The sequence below is a fragment of the Streptomyces sp. GQFP genome (assembly GCF_021545335.1).
Taxonomy (GTDB): Bacteria; Actinomycetota; Actinomycetes; order Streptomycetales; family Streptomycetaceae; genus Streptomyces.
Map to the genome: position 1 here is coordinate 1,386,125 of NZ_CP089312.1, position 11,926 is coordinate 1,398,050.

Annotated in this window: 8 protein-coding genes; 5 read left to right on the forward strand and 3 right to left on the reverse strand. The window is 71.0% G+C overall.

The features are described from left to right. The first annotated feature begins 6 nt into the window (after positions 1–6). A complete protein-coding gene (locus LUX31_RS06095; RefSeq protein ID WP_235473703.1) occupies positions 7–606 on the forward strand; it encodes a histidine phosphatase family protein in 600 nt (199 codons plus the stop codon). 101 nt (positions 607–707) lie between these two features. After that, positions 708–2,171 (forward strand): membrane-associated oxidoreductase, encoded by a 1,464-nt coding sequence (locus tag LUX31_RS06100; RefSeq protein ID WP_235473704.1) that lies wholly within the window; start codon positions 708–710, stop codon positions 2,169–2,171. Between the two features lie 28 nt (positions 2,172–2,199). Here the strand turns inward: LUX31_RS06100 and LUX31_RS06105 are convergent, their stop codons facing one another. Next, positions 2,200–3,984 carry a bifunctional sugar phosphate isomerase/epimerase/4-hydroxyphenylpyruvate dioxygenase family protein gene (locus LUX31_RS06105; RefSeq protein WP_235473706.1) on the reverse strand — a complete coding sequence of 595 codons (1,785 nt, stop codon included), beginning with the start codon at positions 3,982–3,984 and terminating at the stop codon, positions 2,200–2,202. 114 nt (positions 3,985–4,098) lie between these two features. After that, on the reverse strand, positions 4,099–4,986 hold the full coding sequence (locus tag LUX31_RS06110) for a shikimate dehydrogenase (RefSeq protein WP_235473708.1): 888 nt from the start codon (positions 4,984–4,986) through the stop codon (positions 4,099–4,101). Between the two features lie 121 nt (positions 4,987–5,107). On the opposite strand from LUX31_RS06110, the gene LUX31_RS06115 reads away from it, so the two are divergent. The 3 genes from LUX31_RS06115 (at position 5,108) to LUX31_RS06125 (ending at position 9,334) form a co-directional block, all read left to right on the forward strand. Then, positions 5,108–5,770 carry a TetR/AcrR family transcriptional regulator gene (locus LUX31_RS06115; protein ID WP_235473709.1) on the forward strand — a complete coding sequence of 221 codons (663 nt, stop codon included), beginning with the start codon at positions 5,108–5,110 and terminating at the stop codon, positions 5,768–5,770. A gap of 209 nt (positions 5,771–5,979) precedes the next feature. After that, positions 5,980–7,335, forward strand: a complete 1,356-nt coding sequence (locus tag LUX31_RS06120) for an MFS transporter (protein WP_235473711.1) — start codon at positions 5,980–5,982, stop codon at positions 7,333–7,335. A 286-nt stretch (positions 7,336–7,621) separates the two neighbouring features. Next, complete coding sequence (locus LUX31_RS06125) at positions 7,622–9,334, forward strand: hypothetical protein (RefSeq protein WP_235473713.1); 1,713 nt, start codon at positions 7,622–7,624, stop codon at positions 9,332–9,334. 452 nt (positions 9,335–9,786) lie between these two features. On the opposite strand, the gene LUX31_RS06130 is transcribed toward LUX31_RS06125, so the two are convergent. Then, positions 9,787–11,895: a tetratricopeptide repeat protein gene (locus tag LUX31_RS06130; protein ID WP_235473715.1), complete on the reverse strand. Its 2,109-nt coding sequence runs from the start codon at positions 11,893–11,895 to the stop codon at positions 9,787–9,789. Positions 11,896–11,926: the final 31 nt, after the last annotated feature.

An 11,926-nucleotide genomic window follows, 5' to 3' on the forward strand; every position in this document is an offset into this window, starting at 1 on the left:
GAAGCCGTGGGTGACCTTCTCGTGGTCCGCCACGGCGAGACGGAGTGGAGCGCGTCGGGACAGCACACCAGCTGGACCGACCTGCCCCTCACCCGGCACGGCGAGGAACAGGCCGAGTCCCTCGCTCCGCTCCTCGCCGGACGGACCTTCGCACGCGTCCTGACCAGCCCGCTCGTCCGTGCGGTCCGCACCGCCGAACTCGCGGGCCTGACCGGGGCGTTGATCGACCCGGACATGCACGAGTGGGACTACGGCGCGTACGAGGGTGTGACGACCGCCGAGATCCATCGCACCCGGCCCGACTGGTATCTGTTCACGGACGGCGTGCCGCCGGGCCCGGACGGGCATCCCGGCGAGTCTCCCGACGAGGTGGGCCGACGCGCGGACCGCGTCCTGACCCACCTCAAGGACGCGCTCGAAGAGGGTGACGTGGTCCTGGTGGCCCACGGGCACTTCCTGCGTGTGCTGACGGCCCGTTACCTCGGGCTGCCGGCCACCGACGGACGGCTGTTCCAGCTCGCCACGGGCACGGTCAGCAGGCTGTCCACGGAGCACGACCGTCCGGTGGTCGCGGAGTGGAACTCCCGTCAGGGAGCGGCGAGTTGAGCCGACGGTTCGGGTCGGCGGGCTGAAGTGGCGATCGGGTCCGGGGCGTTGTCCCCGGGCCCGATTGACATGTGCGTCGGGCGCGCGTCAGAGTCGCCCCGATGGAGATCAACGAGCTGACTGCGGCCGAAGCCCGGGTGTGGCAGGCCTTCCGCACGGGTGAGCCCGTGGACTTCCGTGAGGCGGGCGGCGACAACGCGGCCGACGGCGCGGACTGGGGACCGGAGCGGAGCGTACGCGCCCCGGTGCTGCGGACCCTGCTGCTCAGCACCCAGCAGCAGGACGGCGAGATCCCCAGGCTCAGGCTCTCGGGCGCCCGCATCACCGGGCATCTGAACCTGATGTACGCGATCGTGGACCACCCGCTCCACCTCCGGTACTGCCACTTCGACGAGTCGCCCGACTTCTACGGGACCCGGCTGCGCCAGCTGAATCTGCGCGGCTCGGTGCTCCCGGCCGTCAATCTCGCCAGTACGCGCATCGACGGTCCGTTGCGGATGACGGACTGCCGGGTGCGGGGGCCGGTACGGCTGGCCGGTGCGGAGATAGCGGGCGCGCTCTTCATGGACGGCGCCGAACTCACCACGTCCGACCCGTCCGTGCCGGTGCTCCAGCTCCATCAGGCGGTGCTCGGCGACGGGTTCGCGGCGCCGGGACTGAGGGTGCGGGGCGAGATGCTCCTGACCGGTGCCACGGTGGGCGGGTCGATCGCTCTGGACGGCGCCGAACTGAGCAACCCCGGGGGCCATGTCCTGCGCGCCCAGTCCATCGAGGTGCGGGCCGACGTACGGGCGCGGACGCTGCGTACCCAGGGCGCCATCGATCTGCGCGGCTCCCGTATCGCGGGGTGCCTCGACTTCACGCGGGCGCGGCTGTCGAACCCCGGCGGTATGGCGCTGCGGGCCAGCAGTTGCACCATCGGTGAGCTGTGGCTGTACCGGTGCGAGCCGATCGAGGGCCGGCTGCATCTGCGCCGCTCCCGGATCGAGGTCCTGGGCTTCGAATCGGAGGTCGCCCCGGGCGAGGTGCTCTTCAACAACCTCACCTACACGACGCTCACCCCGCACGAGCCCGCCGAGCGTCGCCTGCCCCTGCTGGAACGCGACGGCGACGGCTATGTCCCGTACGCCTACGAGCAGTTGGCCGCCGCCTACCGTCACGTCGGCGACGAGGGAGCGGCCCGCCGCGTCCAGCTCGCCAAGCTGCGCCGGCACCGGACCACCCTGCCCTGGCTCGGTCGGCTGTGGGGCCACCTCCAGGACCTCACCGTCGGCTACGGCTTCCGCCCGCTGCGCGCCGCCGTCTGGCTGCTGTCCCTGCTGGCGGCCGGCTCGATCGCGTACGCCGTACACCACCCGCGTCCGTTGAAGGCCTCGGAGGCCCCGGAGTTCAATCCGCTCTTCTACACTCTGGACCTGCTCCTCCCGGTGATCTCCTTCGGACAGGAAGGAGCCTTCGCACCCGAGGGCGGGTACCAGTACCTGTCGTACGTCCTCATCCTGACCGGCTGGATCCTGGCGACGACCGTCATCGCCGGTGTGAGCAGGAGTGTCACTCGACAGTAGGGCGCTACTAAGTACTGAGTAACTCCCTTTACCGGACCGGGCGTTGTGCGTGCTGGGCGGCGAGGCGTACGGGCGCGTTCTGGGCGCCGTAGCCCTGATAGCCCCCGTCGCGCTGGACCAGCTCGAAGAAGACGCGGCCCACGGTCTGGGTGTAGCAGTGCCTGAACTCGCCCTGTGCGTCACGGTCGTAGAGGATGCCGAGTTCGCGGTAGGTCGCCAACTCGCCCTCGGTGAACTCGTATCGGGCCGCGAGGTCGTCGTAGTAGTTCGCGGGCATCGGGAGCAGTCGGCCCCCTGCCGCCCGGAAGCGCCGGGCGGCGGCGACCACGTCGTCGGTGGCCAGCGCGATGTGCTGGGCGCGGGTCTCGGCCTCGGTGGGTGCGGGGCCGACGGCGAGCGCGATCCGTACGCTGCCACCGGAGTTGGTGACGGCCCGGCTGCGGAAGAGGCCGTACGGGTCGGCGACGTCGACGCTCTCTTGGCCGTTCAGGCCGAGGACGCTGCTGTGGAAGAGAGCGGCCTCGTCGAAGTGGTGCCAGGGCTGGGTGAGGGCCAGATGGTCGATGCGGCCGACGCCGGGCTCGACGGTCTCCAGGGTCTCGAAGTCGGTGCGCCAGTTGGGGAGTTCGGGGCGGTCCGTGGCGCAGAAGAAGAGTTCCGTGCCGTCGGGGGCGGCCACCGCGTCGAGTGGGGCGTCCTCGGGGGCGCGGCGGCGGGGCAGGACGGGGGCGAGGAGTGCCTCGGCGCGGCGGGCGGCGCCTGCCGGGTCAGGGGATTCCAGGCCGACGGCGGCGAGTCCGGTGCCGTCGCGGCGGGCGGACGGTCCGGTGTTGACGAGGATGCGGGCCTCGCCGCGCTCCCAGAGGTCGACTGGCTTGCTGCGATGGCGGGCGGTACGGGTGAGGCCGAGTGCGCCGAGGACCGCCGAGACGGGTTCCGCGTCCGGGGTGACCAGCTCGGCGAAGGCGATGCCGGTGGGGACGACGGGCTCGGGCAGCGGGGCGAGGCCGATGCTCTCCTGGAGGACGAGGAGGGAGCGCCGGGCGTCCACGGCGGTCGGTCCGGCCTCGGCCTGCCGGAACACGTCGTTGAAGACTTCGAGGGAGAGCGGACCGTCGTATCCGGCCCTGATGACGTGCTGGAGGAGGCCGGCAATGTCAAATCCGCCCTGCCCCGGGAAGCAGCGGTAGTGGCGGCTCCACTGGAGCACGTCCATGGCGAGGAGAGGGGCGTCGGCCAGTTGCAGGAAGAAGATCTTCTCGCCGGGGATGTCCTCGATGCCCTTCGGGTCCGAGCCCCGGGAAAGGATGTGGAAGCTGTCGAGACAGGTGCCGAGCGCGGGGTGCCCCGCCGTCTCGACGATGCTCCAGGCATGGTCGTACGTACTGACGTGCCGTCCCCACGCGAGCGCCTCGTAGGCCACGCGGACGCCGAACTCCTGCGCCAGGTCGGCCAGTCGGCTCAGCTGGGCGGCGGCTAGGGCATCGTCGTCGAGGGCCAGCGGGGAGACGCTGGAGCAGACAAGGACGGTGTCGGTGCCGAGCCGCCGCATCAGCTCGAACTTGTGCCGGGCGCGCCGCAGATTCCGGACGAACTCGTCCTCGGGCACGGCCTCGATGTCACGCATCGGCTGATAGAGGTCGATGGTGAGCCCGAGGTCGGCGCAGCGGGCGCGGATCTCCTCGGGGGTGAGGGGGCTGGCGAGCAGATCGTTCTCGAAGATCTCGACCCCGTCGAACCCGGCCCGGGAGGCGGCGGTGAGCTTCTCGGTCAGGGATCCACTGAGCGACACGGTGGCGATGGATGTACGCATGGACCCGCTCCCTTGAAAATGGGGTACTGCAGGCGCCCCTTCAGGGGCGCGGGGCTGTATTCGATATGCGGCTCCGCCGCGTGGGCGCGACCAGCCACAGACGGCCCGCAGCCGTCACACAACCGTGCCTGCCGAGCTCTCCGCGGTCCCGGCCAACTCCGCAATATCCACCAACATCCGCCCACAGTCAGGCTCACGCCCAGTGAACAGACGGAACGCATCCGCAGCCTGGAACACAGCCATCCCACCCCCATCGAGCGTGGCGCACCCAACCCCCCGCGCCGTACGCAACAGCTCCGTCTCCAACGGCCGATACACCACCTCGGCCACCCAGAGCCCGGGATGCAGCACCTCCGCCGGGAACGGCAGCCCGGGATGGGCAGCCATCCCGGTGGGGGTCGCGTGCACGATGCCATCGGCCCGGCCGATCAGCGCCGGCAACCGATCGGGCGTCGCAGCGGTCGCACGACCGACACCAAAGTGCCGGTTGAGGGCGCCGGCAAGGTCGGCGGCCCGGTCAGGCAGCGCGTCGACAACGGTCACCTCCCCCGCCCCAAGAGTGAGCGTCGCATGCGCGACAGCCGCCCCCGCCCCACCGGCGCCGAGCTGGACGACCCGTTCCAGCGGAGCGTCGGGCAGCCCACGCGCGAAGGACGCGGCGAACCCGGTCACGTCCGTGTTGTGGCCGATCGCGCGGCCGTCCTCGAAGACCACGGTGTTGACGGCGCCGAGCGCCTCGGCCTGCGCGTCGAGACCGTCGAGGTGCTCGATGACGAGCTGCTTGCACGGGTGCGTGATGTTCAGCCCGTCGAATCCGAGGTCACGGGCGGCCCGTACGAGATCGCCGACCGCCTGCGCCGGAACACCCAGCGTGTCGATGTCGATGAGCCGGTACAGATACCGCAGCCCCTGCCGGTCGGCCTCCCGTTCGTGCAGCGCGGGGCTCAGTGACGGACCGATGCCGGAGCCGATGAGCCCGACGAGAAACGAGTCCTTGGTCACGACCGACCTCCACTAATGTACGAACTAGTACGTTAGCTATATCAGCATCACCGGGCCACGGGGAAGCCCCTCGGCGTGCTTCTAGAATTCACGGCACTGGCCCCTCGCCCGAAGGAACCCGATGACCAGCGTCGAAGAACCGGCACACAACGGCGGGCGCATCCGCGACGCCGTCCGCACCAAGGCCGAGATTCTCGACGTGGCCACCAAGGAGTTCGCCCGGGCCGGCCTGGCGGGCGCCCGGGTGGACGAGATCGCCGCCCTCACCCGCACCACCAAGCGGATGATCTATTACTACTTCGGCGGCAAGGAGCAGCTGTTCACGGCCGTGCTGGAGCGCGCGTACACCGTGATCCGGCAGGCCGAGCAGGACCTCGACGTCGAGCATCTGGACCCGGTCGCGGCCATCCGGCGCCTGGCGGAGCTGACCTTCGACCACCATGAGGCGCACCCCGACTTCATCCGCCTGGTGAGCATCGAGAACATCCACGAGGCCCAGCACATCGCGAGCTCCGAGCAGCTCGGGCGGATCGGCTCGCCCGCGCTGGAGGTGATCCACCGGATCCTGGAGTCGGGCCGCAAGTCGGGCCTGTTCACGGCCGATGTCGACGCCGTGGACCTGCACGCCATGATCAGCTCCTTCTGCTTCTTCCGGGTGGCCAACCGGCACACCTTCGGCGCACTGTTCGGCCGCGACCTGACGGCCCCGGACCAGCGGGAGCACTACCGGACGATGCTCGGCGACATGGTCATCGCCTACCTGACGGCGGACCGTACGGCCTGAGGGCCGACAGAAAGATCCTTCGGCATGACCTCTTGACACCCGGGAAACGTGAGCGCAACATCCGTAGCCAACCGCTACTAACTATCCAGTGGGTTAATTAGCCGGGTAGCGGCAGCTCCCGGCACGGCCGTCCCATCACCCCCCGGGATCCGGCACTTCTCCCCTCCGCTCACTCCACCTACGTTGGAGTTCCCTCGAAGGAGCACGCCGTGTCCGTCCCCGCAGCACCCCTCGACGCCCCACCGGGCGGCCAGCCGAAGAAAGCCGCCACGGCCGCCTGGATCGGCAGCGCCCTGGAGTACTACGACTTCTTCATCTACGGCAGCGCGGCCGCCCTGATCTTCCCCAAGGTCTTCTTCGACGAGTCCGACCCGGCCACCGCGACCCTGCTGTCCCTGGCCACCTTCGGTGTCGCGTACGCCGCCCGCCCGGTCGGCGCGCTCTTCCTCGGCCACTTCGGCGACCGGCTCGGCCGCAAGAAGATCATGGTCTTCACGCTGATCCTGATGGGCATCTCGACGTTCCTCATCGGCTGCCTCCCCACCCGCGACCAGGTCGGCACCCTCGCTCCGGTCCTGCTCGTGCTCTGCCGTGTCCTCCAGGGCATCTCGGCCGCCGGCGAGCAGGCCAGCGCGAACTCCATGACCCTCGAACACGCACCACCGGGCCGGCGCGGCTTCTTCACCAGCTTCACCCTGAGCGGCACCCAGGGCGGCCAGCTTCTGGCCACCCTCGTCTTCATCCCGATCGCGGCCATGCCCGAGGACCAGCTGCTGGCCTGGGGCTGGCGCATCCCGTTCTGGCTGAGCATCGCGGTCGCCGTCGTCGGGTACGTCATCCGCCGCAAGCTGGAGGAGACCCCGGCCTTCGCCCAGCAGGCCGCCTCCGAGGGTGTCGTGAAGCTGCCGCTGCTGATTCTGCTGCGCGAGCACTGGGCGGACGTCCTGCGGGTGATCGCGGGTGCGCTGGTCGCCTCGGTCTCGACGATCTTCACGGTGTGGGCGCTGGCGTACGCGACCAGTGACGCGGTGGGCATGGACCGCTCGTCCATGCTGTGGGTGGCCGCGCTCGCCAACCTGGTCGCGCTGGCCGCGATCCCGCTGTGGGCCACGCTGTCCGACCGCATCGGCCGCCGCCCGGTGTTCCTGGCGGGCGCCGCGGGCAGCGGGGTCATGATGTTCGTCTACCTGTGGGCGATCTCCACAGGCTCGTACCCACTGATCCTGGTCCTCGGCATCGTCACCTTCGGTGTGGTCTACAGCGCCGCGAACGGCATCTGGCCCTCCTTCTACGGCGAGATGTTCTCGACCCGGGTCCGTCTGTCGGGCATGGCGATCGGTACGCAGATCGGCTTCGCCGTCGCCGGTTTCGCGGTTACCTTCGCCGCGGAGATCGCCGGTCCTGACGGGGACGACTGGTTCTCCGTCGCGCTGTTCACGGCGGCGCTGTGCGTCCCGCCGGTGCTGGCCGCGATCACGGCACGCGAGACACACCGGGTGCCGACGGAGCGGCTCGGTGAGCGTGGCGCCGAGAACGTCGCGGAGCGCGCGACGGTCTCCGCCTGATCCTGTCCTCCGAAGTCTCCGAACAGCCCTGGGCTGTTCGGAGACTTTGGCATTTCCGGCCGGAGTGCCCCACTTGATACCTGCTTGATACCGGTCGCACGGTTGACAGCTGACGTTTCACGCAACAACATCGGCCAAAACGAGCACAAAAGAACAGAGCCTCCGCGCGTACCGGCCGATTTCAGGGGCGGCCGGTGCGCGCGGTTCCGCCGTTGACTTATCGTTGCCCGATCACAGGCGCGAGAGGCGGGCGGGCGAGGGAGTGTCGGGGGCCGGGTGGATACGGGTGCCGGTCGGGGACGACTCGGCACGCTGGGCCACGCGGGGCCGGAGCCTCAAGGTCCTGCTCGTCGTCCACAACGTGACCTCGGCGACCCGACTGCTCGACATAATGCCGCTCTTCGACGACGACTTCAGGGTCCAACTGCTCGTGACCTGCACGGAGTCGTCGGCGTTCAGGTCGGGTGTCGAGGAGTTGCTGGCGGGGACGGGGGTGCCGGTGCTGCCGTGGGAGCAGGCTGTCGAGACACCGGTCTCGTTGGCTGTCTCGGCGAGCTTCGGTGGTCAACTCCCGGACATTATCGGACACTTGGCCATATTGTCCCACGGAATCGGATACACTAAGAGGCTGGCGACACCCAACACCCAACACCCAACGGCGGGCGGCGGGGGTTCGGAAGTCGGCGGGCCGGTTTTCGGGATGTCGCCCGAGTGGCTGCTCGACGAGCACGGCGTTCCCGTCGCGGACGCGCTCGTCCTCTCGCATCCGGAGCAGTACGAGCGACTGCGCGCCGCCTGCCCCGAGGCCGCGGCCACTGCCGTGCTCGCCGGGGACCCCTGCTGGGACCGCATCCTCGCGGCGCGCCCGTACCGCGAGCGCTACCGCCGCGCCCTCGGTGTCAGGACGGGCCAACGACTGGTACTCCTCAACTCCACCTGGAACCCCGAGTCGTTGTTCGGCGACGGTGGCGGGGATGACGTCCTTCCGTCGCTCCTCCCCCGGCTGGCCTCGGAGTTCCCGGCCGACGAGTACCGGTTCGCGGCCGTGCTGCACCCCAACATCTGGCACGGACACGGTCCCGGGCAGATCCGCGCCTGGCTCGACCGCGCACGGCGTGCCGGGCTCGCGCTGATCGACCCCCTGCACGGCTGGCGGCAGTCGCTGATCGCAGCGGACGCGGTGATCGGCGACCACGGCTCGGTCACCTACTACGCGGCGGCGCTGGGCACCCCCGTCCTGCTGGGCGCCGCTCCCCTCTCGGGCCTCGCGCCCGACGCCCCGGTCCACGACTTCGTGCGCGACGCCCCGCGTCTCGACCCGACCCTCCCGTTGCGCATCCAGCTGGAGCGGGTGGTCCGCGACCACCGACCCGGCCCGGAACCCGCCGAGTTCATCAGCTCCGCACCCGGCGAGTCGGCCACCCGGCTGCGCCGCCTCTTCTACGACGCCCTCGGCATCCCCGAACCGGACGAACCCGCCCTGCTCGAACCGCTCCCCCTGCCACCGTACGAACCCCCTTCACACACCGTGCCGTTGGTCGTACTCACCCGCCTGCTGGGCGCCGGCGAGATCGAGGTCACCCGGTACGCCGGACCGCACCCGCCCGCCGACAGCACCGGCGAGCTGCACACGGCCGCACACGAGGACACGCGCGAGACCCACCAACTCGCCCTAGCGGATGTGGTGTTCCGGCACGGCGAACCGGACGACCCGCGCTTCGGCTCGCCGGAACAGTGGACGACGGAGGCGTTGTCCCTGCACCCGCAGTGCGCACTGACCGCCTACGTCAGCGGCCCCGCCGACTGCACGGTCCGCACACGCGACGGCGAACTCCTGGCCCTGCACGCCGAGTCGGGTGCGGACACCGACCCGTCCGCATACGCCACGGCCCTGTACGCATGGCTGGCCGCAGGCAAGTCCCTGGACGAGCTGATCACCCAGGGCCTGACGGTACGGACGGGCGGGATCGCCCATCGGGCCACGGTCACCCGACGCTGACGCACGGCTGCCAGGTGGTGGTTGGCAGTCTCCTGGCCGAGGGCCGCGACCGCCTCGTCGGCCAGCGGCGGCGAGGCCTCGAACTCCGCACCGACCAGACACGTTTCGGCGAAGCCGATCCATCGCCGAACCCCAGTCACCCGCCGCACCCACAACCTCCGCATGGGGGCCAGATGATGGCCGTCATCCTCGTGACCGAGAGCCTCGACCACCCCCTCGACCAGCGGCAGCACATCCGCGAACTCCGCACCGACCAGGAGCGTTTCGGCGAAGCCGACGCATCGCCGAACCCCAGTCACGCGCCGCTCCGCGAACTCCGCAGGCCGACCAGACGACGGCCGACAACCTCCCGACCGAGGGCCACCATCACCACCTCGACCAACGGCACCGCAGCCACAACCTCCCCGCCACCCAGGCACGTTACGGCGAGGCCGGCGCCCGCCGAACCGCACTCACCCGCCGCTCACGCACCGCTCCCGCAGCCTCCGCAGGTGGGTCAGGTGGTAGCCGGCGTTCTCCTGGCCGAGGGACGCGATCGCCTCGTCGACCAGGGGCAGTGCGGCCGTGAACTCCGCGTCGTCGAGGTGGGTTTCGGCGAGGTCGGTGAGGGTGCGGGCCGTGTTGTACGCCTCGCCGCTGGCCCGGAAGAAGCGCAGTGCCTGTTGCAGGCGTTCGCGGGCCTCCTCGCGGCTGCCGAGGCCCCGTAGTGCGCGGCCCCGGTGGCGCTCCAACAGGGCGCGGGCGCGGGGGAGATCGGCGGCGCCCTCGTCGGTGGGGCCGATGGCGTCGAGGATGCGGTACGCCTCGTCGAAGCAGTCGTGTGCCTCGGTGAAGCGCCATTGGCGCAAGCGGAGGAGGCCCAGGAACTCCACGGCGGAGGCGTGGCCGCGCGTGTGTCCGGCGGCCCGCTCGGCACGGGCCGCCGCAACGGCCTCCGGTTCCGCCTCGTCCCAGCGGCGCAACTCCGTGTAGGTGTGAGCCAGTTGGGCGTGCAGAGAGCCTGCCGTTCGGCTGCCCGGGAAGTGGGCGTCGGCGGTTCGTGCGCCTGCCTGGAGTGCGGGGAGCAGGATGTCGTGGTGGCCCGCCTTGAGTTGGAGCGGCCACAGTGCCTGGCACAGGCGTACGACGGTGTCCCAGTCGCTGAACTCCTCCGCCGCGCGCACCGCTTGGACCAGGTTCTGTGCCTCGGCGGTGAGGGCGGCGACGGCTGTGCCCCGGTCGCCGTACGAGATCGGCGAGGTTCCGGCGGGGACGCGCCAGCTCTCCGGGAGGGCGGCCTGCGCCGCGGCCACCGCGAGGTTGAGATAGTGCTCGACCGTGCGGGTGACGGCCGCCGAGCACGCGGCGATGCCGTCGGTGGCGGCGGCCGTGCGCTCGGCGTGGGCGCGTACTGCGGGGCGGTAGCGGTAGCGGCCGACGTCCGTGGGGTCGAGGAGCAGCACGGCGGCCAGCTCTTCGAGGAGGCGGGCCGCGTCCGACTCGTCCAGGTCGGCGGCCCGTGCGGCTGCGGCGGCGTCCAGGGCAGGCCAGGCGTACAGGCCTGCCAGGCGGTAGAGGCGGGCGGCGGCAGGGGGCAGCAGGCGGTAGGAGTCCTCGGCTGCCCTGCCCACCGCGTCCAGGGCCGGATCGGCGGCGGGGCTCTCAGGGGCGGGGACCGCTGCCGTCAGGCGGGGCGCCGCTGCGCGTAGGGCGTACGGGGAGCCGGCGCAGCGGTCCAGTACGCCGGGCAGGGTGGCGCGGGCCGCGCCGATCGCGGGTTTGCCGACCAGGTCGGTGAGCAGCTGCTTGGCGTCCTTGCGGGCCAGGGGGCCGACCGGGACGTGCAGCGCGTCGAGACCGGCGAGCGGCTGCCGGGCGACGACCACGGTGACGACGCCCGGTGCCGAGGTGAGCAACGCCCTTACCTGGCCCGCCGATTGGGCGTGGTCGAGGACCAGGAGGAGCCGTCGGTCGCTGAGGCAGCTTCGGAAGAGGTCGGCTCGGTCGGCTGCGGCGGGCGGTATCTCCTCGTCGGGCAGGCCGAGTTGACGCAGGAGGGTGCCGAGGGCGGCGTCGGGGCCGAGGGTGCGCAGATCGGCGTAGAGCTGCCCGTCGGGGAAGCGGGTCTGTTGCCGCCAGCCCCAGTGGATGGCGAGGGTGCTGGTGCCGATTCCTTCGGGGCCGTGCAGCAGGGCCAGCCGGGGGCGGCCGTCGAAGGCGCGGGTGGCCTCCTTGTCCAGGGCCTTCAGCGCTTCCTGACGGTCCGTGAAGAAACGCGGGGAGGCCGGCAGTCCGGCCCGGCCCGCGAAGGTGCCGGTGAGGGTGCCACCCTGTGCGGGCACACCCTGGGCGAACAGCGTCCAGGCGTGGGCGAGTTGGGGATCGTTCCGCACTCGGTCGTGGACGAGGTGGGCGACCTCGGTCAGCTGTCCGGGGGTCGTGGGTGCGACGACCTCGCGCCCCGCGATACGGCGGACCACTCCTCCGGCGGACTCCCACGCCCACCGTCCGGCCTCGTTGGCCATGCCCGATCCGACGGCTCCGAGTACCGCACCGATGGCGCCCATCGACATCGGATCCATGATCCCTCGCCCTCCCCGTCTCCCGCGCCCC